General features: G+C 32.7%; 23 protein-coding genes. 21 read left to right on the top strand and 2 right to left on the bottom strand.

Annotation, left to right across the window (positions count from 1 at the left end; translation table 11 throughout):
• The first annotated feature begins 88 nt into the window (after window positions 1-88).
• Genes ACHRV5_RS03870 through ACHRV5_RS03845 form a run of 6 tightly spaced genes read left to right on the top strand, consistent with a single transcriptional unit; the run spans window position 89 to window position 2,630 of the window.
• Window positions 89-658 (top strand): DUF4142 domain-containing protein, encoded by a 570-nt coding sequence (locus ACHRV5_RS03870; RefSeq protein WP_230005082.1) that lies wholly within the window; start codon window positions 89-91, stop codon window positions 656-658.
• Window positions 659-702: 44 nt separating this feature from the next.
• Window positions 703-1,344 (top strand): porin family protein, encoded by a 642-nt coding sequence (locus ACHRV5_RS03865; RefSeq protein ID WP_395425854.1) that lies wholly within the window; start codon window positions 703-705, stop codon window positions 1,342-1,344.
• Window positions 1,345-1,381: 37 nt separating this feature from the next.
• On the top strand, window positions 1,382-1,534 hold the full coding sequence (locus ACHRV5_RS03860; protein WP_117610295.1) for a lmo0937 family membrane protein: 153 nt from the start codon (window positions 1,382-1,384) through the stop codon (window positions 1,532-1,534).
• A 36-nt stretch (window positions 1,535-1,570) separates the two neighbouring features.
• On the top strand, window positions 1,571-1,855 hold the full coding sequence (locus ACHRV5_RS03855; protein WP_047775618.1) for a YtxH domain-containing protein: 285 nt from the start codon (window positions 1,571-1,573) through the stop codon (window positions 1,853-1,855).
• A 36-nt stretch (window positions 1,856-1,891) separates the two neighbouring features.
• A complete protein-coding gene (locus tag ACHRV5_RS03850) occupies window positions 1,892-2,272 on the top strand; it encodes a hypothetical protein (protein ID WP_047775616.1) in 381 nt (126 codons plus the stop codon).
• A 22-nt stretch (window positions 2,273-2,294) separates the two neighbouring features.
• Window positions 2,295-2,630 (top strand): hypothetical protein, encoded by a 336-nt coding sequence (locus tag ACHRV5_RS03845; RefSeq protein WP_047775614.1) that lies wholly within the window; start codon window positions 2,295-2,297, stop codon window positions 2,628-2,630.
• A gap of 839 nt (window positions 2,631-3,469) precedes the next feature.
• Here the strand turns inward: ACHRV5_RS03845 and prfA are convergent.
• Window positions 3,470-4,546, bottom strand: coding sequence for a peptide chain release factor 1 (prfA, locus tag ACHRV5_RS03840; RefSeq protein WP_047775612.1), 1,077 nt, complete (start codon window positions 4,544-4,546; stop codon window positions 3,470-3,472).
• 500 nt (window positions 4,547-5,046) lie between these two features.
• On the opposite strand from prfA, the gene ACHRV5_RS03835 reads away from it, so the two are divergent.
• From ACHRV5_RS03835 to ACHRV5_RS03770, 14 genes are all read left to right on the top strand, one after another.
• Window positions 5,047-5,631, top strand: a complete 585-nt coding sequence (locus ACHRV5_RS03835) for a TIR domain-containing protein (RefSeq protein ID WP_395425853.1) — start codon at window positions 5,047-5,049, stop codon at window positions 5,629-5,631.
• On the top strand, window positions 5,628-6,512 hold the full coding sequence (locus tag ACHRV5_RS03830) for a DUF4231 domain-containing protein (protein ID WP_395425852.1): 885 nt from the start codon (window positions 5,628-5,630) through the stop codon (window positions 6,510-6,512). The genes ACHRV5_RS03835 and ACHRV5_RS03830 overlap by 4 nt, the downstream gene beginning before the upstream one ends.
• A gap of 233 nt (window positions 6,513-6,745) precedes the next feature.
• Complete coding sequence (locus tag ACHRV5_RS03825; RefSeq protein ID WP_395425851.1) at window positions 6,746-7,462, top strand: toll/interleukin-1 receptor domain-containing protein; 717 nt, start codon at window positions 6,746-6,748, stop codon at window positions 7,460-7,462.
• 527 nt (window positions 7,463-7,989) lie between these two features.
• A complete protein-coding gene (locus ACHRV5_RS03820; protein WP_395425850.1) occupies window positions 7,990-8,397 on the top strand; it encodes a hypothetical protein in 408 nt (135 codons plus the stop codon).
• 189 nt (window positions 8,398-8,586) lie between these two features.
• Window positions 8,587-9,021 (top strand): RidA family protein, encoded by a 435-nt coding sequence (locus tag ACHRV5_RS03815; RefSeq protein ID WP_395425849.1) that lies wholly within the window; start codon window positions 8,587-8,589, stop codon window positions 9,019-9,021.
• Between the two features lie 310 nt (window positions 9,022-9,331).
• A complete protein-coding gene (locus ACHRV5_RS03810) occupies window positions 9,332-9,661 on the top strand; it encodes a hypothetical protein (RefSeq protein WP_230005074.1) in 330 nt (109 codons plus the stop codon).
• A gap of 173 nt (window positions 9,662-9,834) precedes the next feature.
• The gene (locus ACHRV5_RS03805) at window positions 9,835-10,269 is read left to right on the top strand and encodes a hypothetical protein (protein WP_395425848.1); all 435 of its coding nucleotides are present in this window, start codon (window positions 9,835-9,837) and stop codon (window positions 10,267-10,269) included.
• 353 nt (window positions 10,270-10,622) lie between these two features.
• Window positions 10,623-11,195, top strand: a complete 573-nt coding sequence (locus ACHRV5_RS03800; RefSeq protein ID WP_395425847.1) for a hypothetical protein — start codon at window positions 10,623-10,625, stop codon at window positions 11,193-11,195.
• A 53-nt stretch (window positions 11,196-11,248) separates the two neighbouring features.
• A complete protein-coding gene (locus ACHRV5_RS03795) occupies window positions 11,249-11,674 on the top strand; it encodes a hypothetical protein (protein WP_395425846.1) in 426 nt (141 codons plus the stop codon).
• A 138-nt stretch (window positions 11,675-11,812) separates the two neighbouring features.
• Window positions 11,813-12,289, top strand: coding sequence for a DUF3592 domain-containing protein (locus tag ACHRV5_RS03790; RefSeq protein WP_395425845.1), 477 nt, complete (start codon window positions 11,813-11,815; stop codon window positions 12,287-12,289).
• Between the two features lie 208 nt (window positions 12,290-12,497).
• Entirely contained in the window at window positions 12,498-13,460 is a 963-nt protein-coding gene (locus ACHRV5_RS03785) for a S41 family peptidase (RefSeq protein ID WP_395425844.1), read from the top strand.
• A 448-nt stretch (window positions 13,461-13,908) separates the two neighbouring features.
• Window positions 13,909-14,706 carry a DUF5694 domain-containing protein gene (locus ACHRV5_RS03780; RefSeq protein WP_395425843.1) on the top strand — a complete coding sequence of 266 codons (798 nt, stop codon included), beginning with the start codon at window positions 13,909-13,911 and terminating at the stop codon, window positions 14,704-14,706.
• Between the two features lie 183 nt (window positions 14,707-14,889).
• The gene (locus tag ACHRV5_RS03775) at window positions 14,890-15,597 is read left to right on the top strand and encodes a DUF6090 family protein (RefSeq protein ID WP_395425842.1); all 708 of its coding nucleotides are present in this window, start codon (window positions 14,890-14,892) and stop codon (window positions 15,595-15,597) included.
• Between the two features lie 110 nt (window positions 15,598-15,707).
• On the top strand, window positions 15,708-16,469 hold the full coding sequence (locus tag ACHRV5_RS03770) for a methyltransferase domain-containing protein (protein WP_395425841.1): 762 nt from the start codon (window positions 15,708-15,710) through the stop codon (window positions 16,467-16,469).
• A gap of 506 nt (window positions 16,470-16,975) precedes the next feature.
• On the opposite strand, the gene ACHRV5_RS03765 is transcribed toward ACHRV5_RS03770, so the two are convergent.
• Complete coding sequence (locus ACHRV5_RS03765; RefSeq protein WP_395425840.1) at window positions 16,976-17,287, bottom strand: hypothetical protein; 312 nt, start codon at window positions 17,285-17,287, stop codon at window positions 16,976-16,978.
• Window positions 17,288-17,403: 116 nt separating this feature from the next.
• Between ACHRV5_RS03765 and ACHRV5_RS03760 the strand changes: the two genes are divergently transcribed.
• Entirely contained in the window at window positions 17,404-17,640 is a 237-nt protein-coding gene (locus tag ACHRV5_RS03760; RefSeq protein ID WP_047775585.1) for a helix-turn-helix domain-containing protein, read from the top strand.
• Window positions 17,641-17,964: the final 324 nt, after the last annotated feature.

Below are 17,964 nucleotides of genomic sequence, written 5' to 3'. Positions count from 1 at the left end.
GAATTATATAACGTTTCTTTTTTATGCTGTAAAATAAAATAATCATTTCGGTGGCATCTTTGTAATGTAATACTTTATGAAGTTCTAAATGAAAGCAAAACCTGACGTAAAAGCATCTATTTTAAGAGTCTTTTTTTTATTGATTATGACCCTGTGCATTTCATCATGCAAAGAAAGTGATTCAATAGAAACGACTTTAAAAAATGAAGTTTTTATTAAAAGTGACAAAGAACATACTGAAGCTTATTTTTTAATTGCGACGGCAAATATTGGTAAGTCTATTATTTCTAAAAGTCAGATTGCCGAACAAAAGAGTTCACAAAGTAGTATCCGGGAAATCAGTAAAAGAATAGAAAGTCATCAGAATCTTTTGTTAGAAGACATAAACAAAATGGCCAATAACAGGCTTGTAATCGTTACCGATATAAACGCCAACAACACGCCAGGTTTACGAGAACTAATTGATAAAAATGACGTCGATTTTGATGAAGCTTACCTGAATTCAATTGCAAAATTATTAGAACAGCAAATCAAGTTATTTGAATCCATTTCTAAAGACACAAACGACAGAGTGATTTTAAAATTTGTATTACAGTATCTACCGGAGAATTATCAGTTTTTAAGAGAAACTGCGCAAATCAGAGAACAAATAAACTAAACGCCTTTAATTAATCTATCTACTATTAACTAAATTATTTAACTATGAAAATGCAAACCAATTTTTTATACGCCTTGACCCTTTTTTTAACAGCCTCATTTGGAATGCTGCACGCTCAGAACAATAATGTAAATACAGAGTTTGGTGTAAAAGGAGGATTCAACATGTCTAACTTATACAGCAACGACGCTGACGATGAGAATATATTGTACGGCTTTAATGCCGGTCTTTATGCAACATTACCTATTTCGGACTTTATCGCTATTCAGCCCGAGATTCTGTTTACCACAAAGGGTTCAAAACTAGACTACAATAACGCTTTCGCAAGTGGAAATACGAAGTTTAAATTAAGCTATATCGAAGTTCCCTTGTTAGTACGCGTAAATATTACCAAAAATTTTAATGTTCATGCCGGTGGTTACGCTTCCTATCTGGTAAGCTCCAAAGTCAGCGGCGAAGGAGACTTCAACTTTAACCAAGACATAGACACCGATGATCTAAACAAATTTGATGCTGGTCTGTCAGCAGGTGTAGGAGTTGATTTTAACCCTCTAAGTGTCGGATTACGTTACAATTATGGTCTTACTACAATTGGTAAAGAACGAACAGTACTAGGAACAACCTATACTTTTCCTGATGCCAAAAACAGCAATTTGACTTTATACCTCTCGTATAAGTTAAATTAAAAACAATAACTGAATATTAACCCTAAATATAAAAGCCATGTCAAACTTACTATACACAGTAGCATTGATTTTAGTTATTCTTTGGGCCCTTGGATTTTTTGTTTACAGCCTGGGAAGTATTATTCATATTTTATTAGTCATTGCTATTATCGCTATTTTATTGAGGCTTATAAAAGGCCGTGAAGTTTAAAACAACACTAATTAATAATCCAATAAATCAAATATTATGAAAACGAGCACCACAGTTTTAGGAATTTTAGGAGCCGCAGCGGCGGGAGCATTTTTAGGAGTATTATTTGCACCGGATAAAGGATCAAATACAAGAAAAAAAATCTCAGATAAATCGAAAGATTACAAAGATAATTTAAAAAGCAAAGTTGATGATATCATGCACACCATCTCTTCAAACGGTAAAGAAATTATCGAAGAAGGTAAAGCAAGATTCAATGCTGCCAAAGAAGACTTCAATACCATTAAGGAGGAAGCAAAAACCGTAAAAACGAATTACTAGAAAAAGGGAATTTTTCAAACCATAAAACCAAATATAATGGAACCGAATGCAACAACAAACGAGAACCTTAATCTTTATGAAAAGGCTGAAAATTATACCAAAACGAGTTTTGAATTAATCAAACTCAAAACAGTGTCGTCGTCTGCAGACGCGCTGTCGACCTTAACATCCAGAATAGCGGTTGGCGCTGTTGTTGCATTCTTTACCTTGTTCCTGAATATTGGACTTAGTTTATGGATTGGGAGCGAACTGGGACAGTATTATTACGGTTTCTTTATCATGGCACTGGTTTATCTGATTGCGGCCATCGTATTGCATAAAATGCAACACAAACTAATCAAGACTCCGATTGGGAATATGATTATTTCCAGTATTTTAAAAGATGAAAATACAGAAATCGATCCTGATTTAAAGTAACGTTAAATCAAAAAAGACTGTTATGGAAACTTATACTATTGATACCTTAAATCAGAGGATTCGACTACTCGAAAACCGACAGGACAGAGAATGGTGTGCCATAAAAGAGGAAATCGATGAAATCAGAGACAATCTGAAACCTCTTAACCTCATTCGCAATACCGTTGAAGAAATCAACGAAACAGTTGGTTTCAAAAGCAATTTAGCACAATCTGCGGTTAGCATCGCCATTGGTTATCTCGCCAAAAAATTCGTAGTCGGAAAAAGTGATTCAAAAATCAAAAATATCTTTGGTACACTCTTACAGTTTGCCGTAACCAATATCGTTTCTAAGCCGCACGAATCATCAAAGGAGTAATTGTCTAACTTAAATTCTTATAGTATGGAAAAGTTCAATGAAGTACTTATAAAAAATGGTGTGCAACTCTACTCTAATCTATATAAATGTTTTGAATTTACGAGAGTATTTCTAGGCATCTAACACACTTTATACGTTTCTTAAACAAACGGTTAATGAGTTAATACCTTCTTTATATATTTTTAAAGATTCTAAGGTACTGAGTTACTAAGAATCTAAGAAAAAGCCTTCTGTTTTCTCATTTTGAGAAAATGTGAAGGCTTTTTCTTTGTTTTCCGCGACGTAACCACAATCTTGTCATCCTGACGAAGGAAGGATCTCCGCAAGAAACTCCGTAAAGCATTGAGGAATAGCAAACAGAAATCCGTGTTCACTTTTTTTAGCAAAAACAACCACAATCGTGTCCTTTCGACGTAAGGAGAAATCACACACGCAAAGAACGCACTGTACGGAATATTGGATGCGATTTCTCCTTACGTCGAAATGAACAAGTGAAACAATACATTTTACAGATTTTAGGTTACTAGTTTCAGGGTTGTCACAATTCTGTCATTTCAAATGAGAAATCACACAAGGCGCTCCGTTTCTATTTTCCACAATTTTGTCATACTGAGGAACGAAGTATCTTCACAAGTAATTCCGTAAAGTAAAGCGCAACGGTATCGATTCAGCAAACGAAGATCCTTCGTTCCTCAGGATGACAAACTGTACGGAGTTTCTTGTGTGATTTCTCGACTTCGCTCGAAAGAACACAAATGACCAAAAAAAAGGCCGTTTCACAAAGTGAAACAGCCTTTTCTATAAATCTTAGCATCTCAGTAACTCAGAACCTCAGTCCCTTAGAAAACCTCCGAAGCTTCCTTCAATTTCTCCATATTATTCACCAATTGCAGCTCAGCCACAATTTTCTGAATATCACCATTCATAATATTTCCTAAATCGTATAAAGTCAATCCAACTCTGTGATCCGTTACACGACCTTGTGCGTAGTTGTAAGTACGAATCTTAGCCGAACGGTCACCTGAACTTACCTGAGAAGTACGTTTTGTAGCATCCTCAGCCTCTTTCTTAGCCAATTCTTGTTCGTATAAACGAGAACGTAAAACCGTTAACGCTTTGTCTTTATTTTTATGTTGCGATTTCTGATCCTGACATTGCGCCACCAATCCCGTTGGAATGTGCGTTAAACGTACCGCAGATTTCGTAGTATTTACAGACTGTCCACCAGGTCCTGACGAGCAGAAGAAATCCACACGAACATCGTTCATATCAATCTGTACATCAAACTCTTCCGCTTCCGGTAAAACCATAACAGTAGCTGCCGAGGTATGCACACGACCCTGAGTTTCCGTTTGAGGAACACGTTGTACACGGTGTACACCAGCTTCAAACTTCAAAGTTCCGTAAACATCTTCACCCGTAACCTCAAAAATAACCTCTTTAAAACCACCAGAAGTTCCTTCGTTCATATCTACAACCGAAGTTCTCCAACCTTGATTTTCACAGTATTTTGTATACATTCTGAACAAATCCCCTGCAAAGATACTCGCTTCATCTCCACCCGTACCAGCACGAATCTCGACCATCACGTTTTTAGCATCTTCAGGATCTTTAGGAATCAACATAAATTTAATTTCTTCCTCAAGTTCAGGCAGTCTTTCTTTTGCTTCATCCAATTGCATCTTGGCCATTTCGGTCATATCTGCATCACTTCCATCAGCAATAATTTCGTTTGCCTCTTCTATATTAGCCATCAACAGCACATATTCATCACGCTTTTCAGCCAATGCTTTCAAGTTTTTGTACTCTTGATTCAATTGCACATAACGTTTCTGATCCGAAATAACATCCGGCTGGATAATCAAATCCGAAATCTCGTCAAAACGTTGTTTTACTATTTGAAGTCTATCTAACATTTTATAATCCCTTTTATTTGGAGTGCAAAATTACGAAATTTTTGTTTATAGTTGTATGTTTCATGTTTCAAGTTTTTTAGAAGCCTATTCTCACTTAACATTAGGAGACTTATATTCTTTTTCAGGAGCTATTTCCTGCTATCCGCTGTATCTTTTCAGGCAGTACTTTTATGGTTGAATTAGGCGATTTTGACTGCCTAAAAAGGATGCCGCTTCTATCAGGGCTAGGGCTAAAGAATATTTACAGTTAATAAATTTTTAAAATCAAAATCAGGTGTTTCTACTTGGTTGTTAGTAGAATTTAAAGTCGATGTTTGTTTTTTAAAGAGTGTTTATGGATTTCCGTAAAATTTTGATATTAAAAGCAGTTAGATTTGGAAATATATTAATATGCTCCAGAACTCCTTTTATACAACCAAATTAGGGTAAATTATCGAAACAAAGTCTCGTATATAAAAATTATCGGCAAGTTTAACACATAACATTAAAAACACTAGATTATGGGACATAGATGTTTTATTTCTTTTAAAACAGAAGATTACGCTTATAAAAAATATATTCAAGAAAATCTTGAAATAGATATGATTGACCATTCATTAGACGAAGCAATTAATTCAGATAATGAGGAATATATTATGCAACAAATAAGAAAATATCATCTAGCAAAAAGTACAGTAACAATCCACTTAATTGGAGCAAAAAGTTCTGAATTACTTGGTTGGGAGGAACAGAAATTCATCAAAAGAGAACTACAGGCCTCATTATATCATGGTGCAGGAAATACACAAAATGGAATCTTAGGGGTTGTTCTTCCAAGTTCTTACGAAGATGTTTATAAAGGTAGTTATGCTTGTAGCAATTGTGGTAAATCGCACACTTATATCAATCTAAATAGCACAACTGTTAGTGAATTTAGTTATAACTATTATATCCCGAATGGAAATAAATGTTCTTGGTCTGAAGATGATAGATTCTGCGTTTTAGTTAAATGGGATGATTTTGTAAAAACGCCTGAAAATTATATAGAAAAAGCATTTCAGAAAAGAGAACACCAAATTGCAGAAAAAACAAAAGTTAAACCATGATAAAAGTTGAAGATAAAGATTTACCTGGTTTGTATCAAACTTCTGACAAAGCTTCTATAAATGAGCAAAAAAAGTTTTTTAATGGAATTACTTGGTATCTAATTCTCCTAATTATTGCTGCAATATTTGCTTATTTCTCTGATGATTACCCAAACCCAATATTAAAAATTATTACAACAGTTATTTTTTTAATAACCTTATTTATTATGATTTGGTTGCGGATAAGCCGCCCTGATGACATTTGGTATAATGGAAGAGCAGTTGCTGAGTCCGTTAAAACTCGCTCTTGGAGATGGATGATGAGAGCAGAGCCTTACGTTGATTGTGAAAATATTGAAATAATGCGAAAGTATTTCATTAACGATATGAAAACTATATTAAAACAAAATGAAAGTTTGATAGGTAAACTAGGTATATCTGCTAGCATTGAAGACCCCATTTCTAATATAATGATACAAGTTAGAAGACTTAATTTAAGTGAAAGATTCAAATTTTACAGAAAAGAAAGAATAACAAATCAAGCATTATGGTATACAAAAAAGGCAAAATTTAATAAAGATAAAGCTGAATTATGGTTTTGGACAACAGTAAGTTTGCATGCATTAGCGATAATTTTACTATTATATAATATTTATGAACCAACATTAAAAATACCAATAGAAGTAATTGCAACTGCAGCTTCTTCTGTATTAACATGGTTACAATCAAAAAAACATAATGAATTATCTTCTTCCTATTCCTTGACAGCTCATGAAATTATTTTAATCAAATCTGAAATAACACGTATTGAAAATGAAGCAGATTTTTCAAACTACATTATAAATTGTGAAAATGCTTTTTCAAGAGAACATACTCAATGGTTTGCAAGAAAAAATGAATAAAAAAAGTAATCAATAAGCAGTTTGCCGTGATTTAGGTTGCGCTGAATTAAAGATAGTATCATACTAGAAAAAACTCATTTTAAATCCATACCTATCCAAAAAGCAACAGGAATTTTTAAGAGTAAAAACCAGCAAACTCTGTCAACAACTTATATATAATACATAGACAAGTAAATAGACACTTTTCTATATTTTTTTTACTAAATCTTATGTAACACTTTAAACTAGAAAATATGGCAAGATGTACAGCACCAATTCATGGACACCGGACCGCAAGCGGAGCAGATGCCTGCCCAGCATGTAGTGGTCGAAATTATCGTAGTAGCTATAATTCATATTCCTACAATTCATATTCCACTCCATCCTACTCATCCGTAGGCGGAGGAAGTAGCAGAGCTAGCAGAAGTTCAAAGCCGCGTTGGTCGCGAGCAAGTTCACCTGTTTTTTATACAGCCGCTGAAGTACTGGCATTAACTCCAATCCGCAAAACAGTTGAAGAGCGTGCAGAAGCAAAACCCGATCTTCGGGATGTCTTTCTCTGCCATGCTTGGGATGATCGCCAAGGTGCCGCAAAAGAACTTCACGATTTGCTTGTGCAAAATGGCGTTTCCGTTTGGTTCAGCGAGAAAGACGTAGGCCTCGGTGTACCTTTGATGAGGGCAATTGACAAAGGCTTGGCAAACTCTCGAATTGGATTGGTATTAGTAACTCCTGCTCTACTTTCCCGCCTCCCAAAAGAAGGTATTGCAGATAAAGAATTATCTGCATTGTTAGCGCGTGACCAATTAGTCCCAATTATTCATAATACTACTTACGAAGCTCTTCGCGAAGTCAGTCCTCTACTCGGATCACGAAGTGGTCTTAGTACTTCAGAAGAACAGATGAAAGATGTAGCAGCTAAACTAGCTGAATTGGTTATGATCGAACCGACCGCCAAGCTAAACGACTAATTATAAAAAACTAATTGTATAATTTATAAATATTACTAACAAACGATCAGCGAAATCAGGGTTTATATTGGAATTACACTTATAATTCATAAACTCGTTTAGTCGAAAAAACTAACTCTTCGAAGTGTTCTTCCAATACTGTGATCGCTGTGCGAAGTCTCCCGACTTCGCACACACTGTTATATTCCACTACAACTTTTTCGCTCATTGGAACGGGTACGAAGTCGGGAGACTTCACACAGCAGAGAATCATTTTCAAAGGAGCACATAGAATAACTACATTTCTTCTCATTATAAAATCAGGTGTTTTTACGTGGTGAACAGTTGAATTTAAAGACGATGTTTGTTTGTTTTATAAGATGATACAATTGTATTAATAAGGGTTAAAAAAGTGAATAAATCTTTTATTGAGTTTAATCCCTAGTAGACGGATTGTAAATCATCCAGATTGATTTCGAATATTAAAAATGGAACAACATCTCGAATACAAACTAATTAAAAGCGTGACAATTAAAAAAACTTAGGACATGGCTGAATTTAAATTAAATTTATTAAGTGATCTTTTAGATCTATATGAAAGATTAGAATCTTATGTGTTTTTAACCAAGGAAGAAAAAAGCGAAATTACAGAATCTGTAAGCGACGCAATTCAAATCACAGAAATAGAATTTGGAGAACGAGCTGATGGTTCTCGGAATATCGGATATAATACAATGGTTGGAGATGCTTGGCATGCATCAAGTAAAATTATTCGTAAATATTTACCTAATGACCCCTTAGGTCATTCATTACGAGTTAAAGGCGAAGCCTGGGTTAACATGCATAAATGGTCAACTGTGCAATTAGAAAATGAAAAAATAACGGTCGAAGCAATAAATAGTAGATTAGAAAAAATGACTTCAATTAAAAGAAAATTTTTAAGACCGGAAGAATAGTATCCACCTCTTCAAAATGTTTTTCCAATACTGCGATCTCCGTGCGAAGTCTCCCGACTTCGCACACACTGCTATATTCCGTTGCAGTTTTTTTCGCTCATTGTGACTGGTACAAAGTGGGGAGACTTCTAACAGTTTGAGTTAACCAAATAAACCCTAAAACAAACTTCAATTAAAAAACAAACCATTATGAAATATTTCCTTTTACTATCTTTTCTATTAATTTTCACGAAAAATTTTGCACAAGAAGCTAAAATAAAAAAGGAAAAATGGCATTGGAACAATGAGGCAAAACAAGATACCGATATTGGTTATGCTCAAGTTTTAAAAGTTGACAATGTTCTTTACATTTCCGGTGCTGTAACAACCGAATTAACTCCTGAAGGAATCACAGCTGTCTATAACGATTTAAAAGCGTCACTATCGAGTTATGGTGCCACATTTGAAAATGTTGTAAAAGAAAATTTATATACAACAGATATAGAGACAATGAAAAAATACAATAACGTTAGAAAAAAATTCTATAATGGTGACTTTCCTGCTGCTACATGGGTTCAAATAGTACAATTGTACCTACCAAATGCAAAATTAGAAGTTGAATTGATTGCACATCTACCAAAATAATTTGATTAAATTGGGATTTCAGCGAACAGATAGGTTTCGCGAAATTCAGATTGAATATGAACTTATTTTCTTTCCTCATAAACGTCCTCAGCTTTGTTTTCTACTTGTAAAACTTACTTTGTCAGTGCGCTATTGCTCGGGTATGCATAGTGGGAAAAATTCATTTTTAAGAATATAAAACAGAAACTAATTTGGTCTAATATCGAAAACCGGACACTCTTTCTAAACAATAACAATAGAAAAATAAAAGTGGAGTTCAGAAACCACATAAATAAACGAGAATTAACTAAAGATTGTAAAAATTAAAATTATGGAAACAAAAATGGAAACACCTAAAAAAACAAGTAAAGCGAAAACAATCATTTCAGCAATAATTTTTATCGGAGTTATATGGTATTTTTTTGGAGGCGGAATGGATAAACAAGTTGCTAACGATATGCAAAAAATAGAGAATCAAGTTGCTTTGGATGCTGAACAACAATATGAAATAGCAAAAAATGGAGGTGATAAAATGCAAACTTATGTACAAGCAAGTTTGGTTGCTGCAGCATATTTACAAGCAAAAGATGAAGTCAATTATAATAAATGGAAAGCTATAGAAAAAGAAGACGCTAAAAATGCGGGAATACCAACTGAATAAAACCAGTCAGCTGTGCGAAGTCTCCTGACTTCGCACACACTGCTATATTACACTACACCTTTTTTCGTTCATTGAAACGGATACGAAGTCGCGCGACTTTACAGAGCAGCGTTAAATAGCTTTATTAGTGTAACCATTCGTAAAAAGTACTTTTTAAAATTAAGATAAAAAATATGAAAAAACTTATTGGACTTTACGGAACTTCAAATGTCGGAAAATCTGAAACAATCAAATTGGTTTATAAAAAACTTCATGAAAAATTTCAAGGCTTTATCTTTCATGAAGACTTTGAACAAATAACCCACGAAAACGGAGATATTTCAGTTATCGTAAAAATAAATGGCAAAATAATTGGAATTGAAAGTCAAGGCGACCCAAATTCAAGAATATTTTTCTCACTACCAATATTTGCAAAATTAAAATGCGATATTATTTTATGCGCAACAAGAACAAGAGGCGGAACAGTTATTGAAGTTGAAAAACTAAATAATGAATATGAAATAACATGGATCAAGAAAAATTGGGAACAAGAAAAAGCAAAACATGAAATTGAAAATGAGAAAATTGCAACTGACATTTTAAAAATAATTACAGAACAATTAAAATAAAAACTAATACCTGTACCAGCTTTTCAAAATGTTCTTCCAATACTGTGATCGCTGCGCGAAGTCTCCCAACTCGCTAACACTGCTCTACAACTTTCTTCGCTCATTGGAACAGGCACGAAGCCGGGAGAATTCACACAGCAGAGGGTATTCACCGCTAGCGCATCCCGCCTCCATAAACACTACTTGTTCGGCTAGAACTTTTGTCACTGAATTAGACGTTTTGTTTCCCAAAAAAAAGGACATCCCTTCTATCAAATCTTTCGTATTTATTTTGAGTATTTACGGCTTCCCGTAAGTTTATTAGATTTCAATAAATTAGTTTTGCCTACACTAAATAATAAACAAATACCATTATGAAATTCAACAGAATATTAATTTCAATTTTATTACTCTTAATTGGATCAAAAAGTTATTCTCAAAAAGAAAAAACAAATTCTGAAACTAGAAAATTTATAGATAATGCAGAGATAACACAAATCAATAAAGATTGGAACGTAAAAGCAGAATTTAAATCCGGACTTGGTGAAATAGTTACATTCTTTCCAGTTGAAGCAATTGATTTAAAATCAAATAATAAAATCAAATCTTTGCAAATGGATATGAGCGTAATATATCAAATAGCAGGAAGAAATTTTAACTATTTTAAATCTTCATGGATCGATTTAAATGAAGTAGATGAATTTATATTATTTATCGAGCAATACGTAATCCCAAATCTTAAAGATAAAACCGAGAGAAAACAATCAATAACATATATTTTTAATTCAAGAGAAATCACATTTAGTTTTTATATTGAAAAAAGTACAAGAAGAATATCTATTTATCTGAAGGATAACGGTAATACAGATAACGAACATTATTTCTGGACAGAATCGCAAGTAAGCAAAATTCCAGAATTACTTACAATATTAAAGGAAATCAACTAAACCATTCTGCAAAATATCCTGAGAATATCTAACCCATAACTCAGTAAAAAACTATGAAAAAAAAACTATTTATATTAATTTTAATTTTGACTTTTTCTTGTAAAAAAAATGAAGTTAAACATCCGGAGACAAAGAACAATGAAGTAATTAATAAAGAAAAACTTAATGATGAACTTCAGAAAATTGGTAACTTGTATAAACCTGAAAAATTTGAATTAAAAGAAAATAAAATTGAGGCTGAATCTATAAAAGAAAACTATACAATAACATTAACCAATAGTAACTTATTAGATACAGATTTAAAAAATATAAAAACACATTGCGAGAAAATAGCAATTATTTATTATACTTTTTTAGTCAGAAGTATCAAATCATTTAACTATGATAAGATTATTGTAAAAATTGTTCATCGAAATGGCACTATTAATAGTTGTAATTATTCTGAAAAGGAAATACGAGAAATAAAAAATAAATTATAAAAAACTTATCCCGTTCCTTTCTTAAAATTGTTCTTAAATTACACTATCAGCTTTGCGAAATCTCATGACTTCGCAAAGCAGCATTTTTCCATATTATAAAAAGACAAAATCAAATAGTAAACAAAATCCTCAATAAGAATGAATCTCAATAAAGAACAAAGCCTGATTTTTGTTATCCTTTTTATTTTCTTTATGTTTTACAAACCTGCCATTTGTTTTTTGATGATAGGAATATTGCTCTTGTTTTATGCCTATTCTTCTATCTCTTTCTTAAATCAGATTAAAAAAAACGGAATCGAAAGTTTTGGAAAAATTCTATCTTATGAATCCGATAATGACGGATATAAAACTCCTTTCATTGAGTTTTTAACAACAGAAGGAAAAAATATTACGGGAAAACCCTTTTTACATACATCATCGGATTTAGACAAATTTCAGTCATATCAGGAAAATATAAATAAAACCATTACAATACGCTACAATCCGGAAGACCCTGAAAAATTTGTTATAGAAAACAATTTTAATGGTTTGGGCTCACTACTTTTGATCATTATTGGTCTATTATTTACCGGTATTTCAGTTGCAAGTTTACTAGGGTTTATTGATGCCTTTTAGAACCCGTTAAATCATCAGCTGTACGAAGTTGGGAGACTTCACAAAGCTGAGTTTTAGTCCGAATTTAAAGATGGTTTTATACTTGAATAATTTGTGCATAATTGAAAAAACCCGCATCTTTGATTCAAACCACCGCTAACGCGAACGTCCCGCTCGTGAACGCAATCTAGATAAAAACTAACACTAAAAGAATAACCAAACAACCAAAATGAAAAGAGTAACACTACTAGGACTATTAGCTTTGTTAACATTCACCACTAAAACTTTCTCCCAATCAAAACCGGATTCTTATTTAGAAAAAGCAATTGCTATAATGGAACAAAACTCGGTCAACAAAAAGAAAATTGATTGGGCAAAAATAAGAACTGAGGCCAAGCTTGAAAATAACAAATCGAATTCAATACAAGACACGTATCCAATTATCAAGAATATTTTGAATGAATTGGGTGACCAGCATTCGGGCTTTTATGAGCCTCAAGTAGTGGAATTTTATTTAAAAAGATACAAGGACAGCGGCTTGCCTTTTCCTTATGCAAAAGACAGTATAATAAACGAAAAATATGCCTACATCACCATTCCAGCCATTGGAAATCTAAACCAGGAAGATTGGGAAGAATATGTGAGTTCTTTTTACAAAAAGATTAAAAAACTAGAAAAGATAAATCCAAAAGCCTGGATAATTGATGTGAGAGAAAATGATGGAGGAATGTTTTCGCCCATGTTTAAATCCATTTATCCTTTTTTAGATGCTGTAAATGTGGTGGGTTCAATAGATAATTCGGGAGAAATTGGCTACTATAGCAACACCAATTCGAACATCAATTTTAATAAAACTGTAATTGCGACCTTTCAAACACCGGATATAAAAATCAAAAAAAAGAACAAACCTATATATATTTTAACGAGTAAAAAAACGGCGAGCTCGGGAGAATTTATTGTTGCCAGTTTCAAAGGACAAAAAAACGTAAAAATAATTGGCTGCAATACACAAGGATTAACTTCCGATAACTCAGAATTCAGACTTTCCGATAATGCAATTTTAAAAATAACAACAGGTATTCTAATGGATCGAAACAAAACAGAATATCGTGAAATTGGAAAAGGAATTGCTCCGGACATTCAGGTTGAAACAACGGGTTTAAAAAATTACATCGAAAAAATTACTAAATAATAAAATTCGTGTTCCGCTCGTGAATACAATTTAAATAAAGGCTAACATTAAAAAAAGTCACATGCAGATTTTAGCGGGATAGAATAAAAAAAATCCGCATAATCCGCATAATCTGCGTGAAAAAATTTTAAAACTTAATGACATTGCCCAAGATCTAGCCGGAAGAAATCTTATTGACTCACTTTACACAATACCATAGAAGAAATATGTTCGCAAAAATCCAAATGTTGAATATTTTTCAAACAGAATAAATTTAGAAGAAAAATATCTCGCAAAACAAAAAACAGTCCATAACAGCCGTTACAACTCAGCTGTGTTTTGTACTTACAAAATTTGTGCATAATGGAAAAAACTCGCATCTTTGATTCCAAACCTCGTCTAGCGTCAGAACGTTAGCGGCTATTAATACCTCAACAACCAAAAAAACAACCAAAACAGAATAAAATCTATGAAACTATTACCGTTAATTTTTGCTTTAAATTTTGGACTTATCACATTCGGACAAACTCAGAAAACAAAAATTTTATTAATTGGAACTATCCATTTTGAAACCCCACATAAAGATAGTTTTGAACTAAAAGTGGACGATTTTTTTAATGCTAAGCGACAAAATGAATTAGAAGACTTAACAAATGTTCTATCTCAGACAAAAGCGACTAAAGTGATGATTGAAAGACCATTTGAAAATCAACGTTCCAGCGACAGTTTGTATCATTTATATTTAACCGATCATTATAAACTTACCGTTTCAGAAAGAGAACAAATTGGCTTTAGGTTAGCGAAAAAATTAAAACTAAATCAAGTAAACTGTATAGACAAATTTTATGGGCTACACGATAGCTTAATGGCTGCGACCGCAAAAGAAAATAATCAACTTTATATACTAAAAGATTTAGGGTCCCAGGCAAATGCAATGCTAAATGATTATAATAATAAAGTAAAAAAAAGCACCATAACCGAAGTCATAAAATACGTAAATAAACCCGAAGAGTTAAAAAGAAATTTATCCATTTATCTAAAGTTTTTAGCAAAGATTGGTGGAGGTAAAAATTATGCAGGAGCACAATATGTATCAGAATGGTATTTAAGAAATCTTGCTATTTATTCAAATATTATAAATCAAGTTGAACCTTCGGACAAATATGTCATTTTAATTTTTGGGCAAGGACACATTCCAATAATAAAACACTTTTTAGAAAACAACGATAACTTTGATGTTGTGGAACTTAAGGACGTATTAAAATAAAGTCGCGAACAGCCCTTTTAAGCGAGTTACAATTTAGTGGAATTACTGTTTCTTATCCAATTTTCGTTCAGCCGAAAACGGAGCGTATACGAATTCTCAGTCGTTTCAAAGTGGCAAAATGTTGTGCGTCACTTTATAGCAACAGAATAACGAATAAACATTTAAAATTACAAAACTACAAAGATGCAAGACGAAATAATAAAACACACAAAAAAAATATACTCAGAGATGAACAATAAAAAACATTCCTTCAAAGAAAAAGTAAAAGAAATACTTACTGAAATTTTAATTATTGTATTTGCGGTTTCACTTTCAATATGGCTTCACTCTTGGAGCGAAGAAAAGCATCAACAGAAAGATGCACAAAAATTTTTAATGGGGTTGAAAGGAGATTTACAAAATGACATTTCGAATCTGGAAAACACAAAAAAGTTATTAAGTAAAACGCAAAAACAAATAGATTTTGTTTTATATCTTACACCAAAAAAAATAGACAGTATTGAAGCGAATCATAAAGAGATTAATTCAGGTACAAATTTCATTAATACCTTAATAAATAATGGTAGCTATGAAGGCTTTAAATCTAGTGGAAAAATAAATACTATAGAAAATCAAAAGGTAAGAAATAAGATTTTGAGTTATTACCAGCAAACTATTCCACAAATAGCAATTGTTGAAGTTTCATACGAAAGACTTATTTCAAGATATGTAGATTTATTAATATCCGGAAAAGAAGATGAAGATATTAATACAACTGTATTGAAAAAGAAGACAAAAATTGTTTTATCGGGACTTAGTAAATTCACCCAATATAGTCAAGAACCTTATCAAAACGCAATTAAGGAAGCAAGAGAAATTATAAAAGAAATTGAAGCAGAAGAGGCTAAATAAAAAATGATATCTTGTAGTCTTTTATGCTATTTTTATTAAAATCATGCAGCAGCGGTCTAGTTTTATAAGACATATATACTAGTTAGCATCAATTGTAAAACGACAAATAAATGGACATAGTAAAACATAATAAATTAGCTTGGGACAATTACGTTGACAAAAAAGACCGTTGGACAATTCCTGTTTCAGACCAAGAATTGGAAAACGTAAAAAACGGAAATTGGAGTATCGTTTTGACACCTAAAAAAGCGGTACCTAAAAATTGGTTTCCTACTTTAAAAGGTTTAAAAATATTAGGACTTGCCTCCGGTGGTGGACAGCAAGGTCCAATCCTTGCGACTTTGGGTGCGGACGTAACCATTTTTGACAATTCCGAAAAGCAATTACTACAAGACAAAACGCTAAGCGACAAATTTGACCTTGATATAAAAACTGTTCAAGGAGATATGAAAGACCTTTCTGTGTTTGCAGACAACTCATTTGACTTAATTTTTAATCCTTGCTCCATACTCTTCGTTGAAGATATTTTGCCCGTTTGGAAAGAATGTTTTCGAGTTTTAAAACCCAACGGAATTTTAATGACGGGTTTGATGAATCCAATTTCACTTCAGCTTGACGAAAAAAACTTGACGTTAATTTACAAGCAACCCTTTTCAGACCTGCATTCATTGCCGACAGAAGAATTAGAAGAGTTGAAAAAAAACAAGGAAGCATTGCTGTTTGGACACAGTTTGACAGACCAAATTGGCGGACAATTAGACGCTGGTTTTACAATAACTGCAATGTTTGAAGACTCTTGGGGCGGAGAAAATAAAATGGACGAATTTTTACCTGCATTCATCGCGACAAGAGCTATAAAACCACAAGAGTAACAAAACAACTGCTGCTAACGGGCGTTCGACAAAAAAGCGGGTTATTGAATGAATTGTATAAAAATGCCCCGCTAGTAAACCAACGGAAACCGGCTGTAAGACAAGGAATTGGCAAACAGCTACGTTGCAACGAAAAAAAGTTTTCTAAAAATTGAAATAAAAAACAGAAACGATATGAATAGAAAAATCATAGCCTACTTTTTAATATTTGCAAGTTTAATTCTGCTCATTTTCAACATAAGTGAATTGAACTTTGACAACTTAAAAGAAAATCGATACGCAAGTATTGTTTCAAATTTGTTATTAATACTAGCAATGATTTTCACAATTCGGGATATAAATAAAAAGAAAAATGTATAAAATTTCAAGTCCTGTATTTGATAGTGCATGTGCTTGAAAAATTTATGCCTCGGGAAAAGACTTGCATATTTAATCCTCAGTTCTTCGAAGTGTTCTTCCAATACTACGATCGTTGTGCGAAGTCGGGAGACTTCACATAGTATCAACTACAAATGACGTTTATTTAACTCATCCAACAACTCCATCTCATCCTCCGGTAGAAGCTGCAAAGCAAGTTCAAGTAAAGATATGACATCTATATCAGAACTGTTTGACAAACATTCACCATCATTTTTAAGCATAAAGATACTTGCTTTAAGAAGATTTGAAGCTATTAGATTTAATTCCTCATAACCAGACACTTTTAGTGGTACGCTAAAGGAATTGTTAATCGTATTCTCTTTTAACTTCGTGAAATAATTTGTCTTATTCATCAATTCTGAAAATTCTGCAACTGGCTTATTATTTTGTACTTCCATGATTAAATTAAATTATATTTCTACTAATTGAAAAACAAATATACAAAAAATCGGTTACAAACAACCGATTCTTTACAATCCCATAAAAACAATCTATTACTTGTAATTTCATTTCCATGAAAAGAACAAGAAAAACTGAAATTCCGGAAGTTGTAAAACAGCTCGGAATCAGAATAAAGGATATAATAGAAGACAATCAATTAAAACAAAGAGAGGTTGCTCATGAAGCTGAAATGGATGTAGAAAATCTAAGGAAATACATTAAAGGCTCACAAGAAATGAAGATAAGTACTCTATTTAAAATTGCTCAAGCTTTAAAAATAAGTCCAAGTGATTTCATTAAAGATTTATAAAAGACAAATAATTTCAATTCACCACCAGCGTCAGCATACCACTCGTAAACACAATAAAACATTAAAAATAGTCACGAGCGGGACGCTCGCGCTCAATGTCATTAAGTTAAGAGTTTTTTCACGCAGATTTTGCGGATTTTGCGGATTTTTTTATTTGATTCTGCTAAAATCTGCGTGAGACTTTTTTTTAAGCAATCTGTCTTGTCCTGAAATAGGTTTACACAAAAGTGTAACAAAATGGAACGATATACAAAAATATCAACCTCAAAATGGCAATCTAAATACAGTGAAGAATTTAAGCGATTTGTCTGTAATGATTTTTTA

The organism is Flavobacterium sp. FlaQc-52, from assembly GCF_044007495.1.
GTDB lineage: Bacteria > Bacteroidota > Bacteroidia > Flavobacteriales > Flavobacteriaceae > Flavobacterium > Flavobacterium cupriresistens.
Note: the sequence above shows the minus strand (reverse complement) of the source record. Positions and strands in the feature narration are given on the sequence as shown.

What these genes read in the sequence shown, in the direction of transcription:
- ACHRV5_RS03800 (WP_395425847.1), top strand. Translation starts at nt 10,623, where the DNA reads ATGAAATTCAACAGAATATTAATTTCAATTTTATTACTCTTAATTGGA.
- ACHRV5_RS03805 (WP_395425848.1), top strand. Translation starts at nt 9,835, where the DNA reads ATGAAAAAACTTATTGGACTTTACGGAACTTCAAATGTCGGAAAATCT.
- ACHRV5_RS03845 (WP_047775614.1), top strand. Translation starts at nt 2,295, where the DNA reads ATGGAAACTTATACTATTGATACCTTAAATCAGAGGATTCGACTACTC.
- ACHRV5_RS03770 (WP_395425841.1), top strand. Translation starts at nt 15,708, where the DNA reads ATGGACATAGTAAAACATAATAAATTAGCTTGGGACAATTACGTTGAC.
- ACHRV5_RS03780 (WP_395425843.1), top strand. Translation starts at nt 13,909, where the DNA reads ATGAAACTATTACCGTTAATTTTTGCTTTAAATTTTGGACTTATCACA.
- ACHRV5_RS03820 (WP_395425850.1), top strand. Translation starts at nt 7,990, where the DNA reads ATGGCTGAATTTAAATTAAATTTATTAAGTGATCTTTTAGATCTATAT.
- ACHRV5_RS03765 (WP_395425840.1), bottom strand. Translation starts at nt 17,287, where the DNA reads ATGGAAGTACAAAATAATAAGCCAGTTGCAGAATTTTCAGAATTGATG.
- ACHRV5_RS03870 (WP_230005082.1), top strand. Translation starts at nt 89, where the DNA reads ATGAAAGCAAAACCTGACGTAAAAGCATCTATTTTAAGAGTCTTTTTT.
- ACHRV5_RS03760 (WP_047775585.1), top strand. Translation starts at nt 17,404, where the DNA reads ATGAAAAGAACAAGAAAAACTGAAATTCCGGAAGTTGTAAAACAGCTC.
- ACHRV5_RS03830 (WP_395425852.1), top strand. Translation starts at nt 5,628, where the DNA reads ATGATAAAAGTTGAAGATAAAGATTTACCTGGTTTGTATCAAACTTCT.
- ACHRV5_RS03860 (WP_117610295.1), top strand. Translation starts at nt 1,382, where the DNA reads ATGTCAAACTTACTATACACAGTAGCATTGATTTTAGTTATTCTTTGG.
- ACHRV5_RS03865 (WP_395425854.1), top strand. Translation starts at nt 703, where the DNA reads ATGAAAATGCAAACCAATTTTTTATACGCCTTGACCCTTTTTTTAACA.
- ACHRV5_RS03835 (WP_395425853.1), top strand. Translation starts at nt 5,047, where the DNA reads ATGGGACATAGATGTTTTATTTCTTTTAAAACAGAAGATTACGCTTAT.
- ACHRV5_RS03815 (WP_395425849.1), top strand. Translation starts at nt 8,587, where the DNA reads ATGAAATATTTCCTTTTACTATCTTTTCTATTAATTTTCACGAAAAAT.
- ACHRV5_RS03850 (WP_047775616.1), top strand. Translation starts at nt 1,892, where the DNA reads ATGGAACCGAATGCAACAACAAACGAGAACCTTAATCTTTATGAAAAG.
- prfA (WP_047775612.1), bottom strand. Translation starts at nt 4,546, where the DNA reads ATGTTAGATAGACTTCAAATAGTAAAACAACGTTTTGACGAGATTTCG.
- ACHRV5_RS03855 (WP_047775618.1), top strand. Translation starts at nt 1,571, where the DNA reads ATGAAAACGAGCACCACAGTTTTAGGAATTTTAGGAGCCGCAGCGGCG.
- ACHRV5_RS03790 (WP_395425845.1), top strand. Translation starts at nt 11,813, where the DNA reads ATGAATCTCAATAAAGAACAAAGCCTGATTTTTGTTATCCTTTTTATT.
- ACHRV5_RS03785 (WP_395425844.1), top strand. Translation starts at nt 12,498, where the DNA reads ATGAAAAGAGTAACACTACTAGGACTATTAGCTTTGTTAACATTCACC.
- ACHRV5_RS03775 (WP_395425842.1), top strand. Translation starts at nt 14,890, where the DNA reads ATGCAAGACGAAATAATAAAACACACAAAAAAAATATACTCAGAGATG.
- ACHRV5_RS03825 (WP_395425851.1), top strand. Translation starts at nt 6,746, where the DNA reads ATGGCAAGATGTACAGCACCAATTCATGGACACCGGACCGCAAGCGGA.
- ACHRV5_RS03810 (WP_230005074.1), top strand. Translation starts at nt 9,332, where the DNA reads ATGGAAACAAAAATGGAAACACCTAAAAAAACAAGTAAAGCGAAAACA.
- ACHRV5_RS03795 (WP_395425846.1), top strand. Translation starts at nt 11,249, where the DNA reads ATGAAAAAAAAACTATTTATATTAATTTTAATTTTGACTTTTTCTTGT.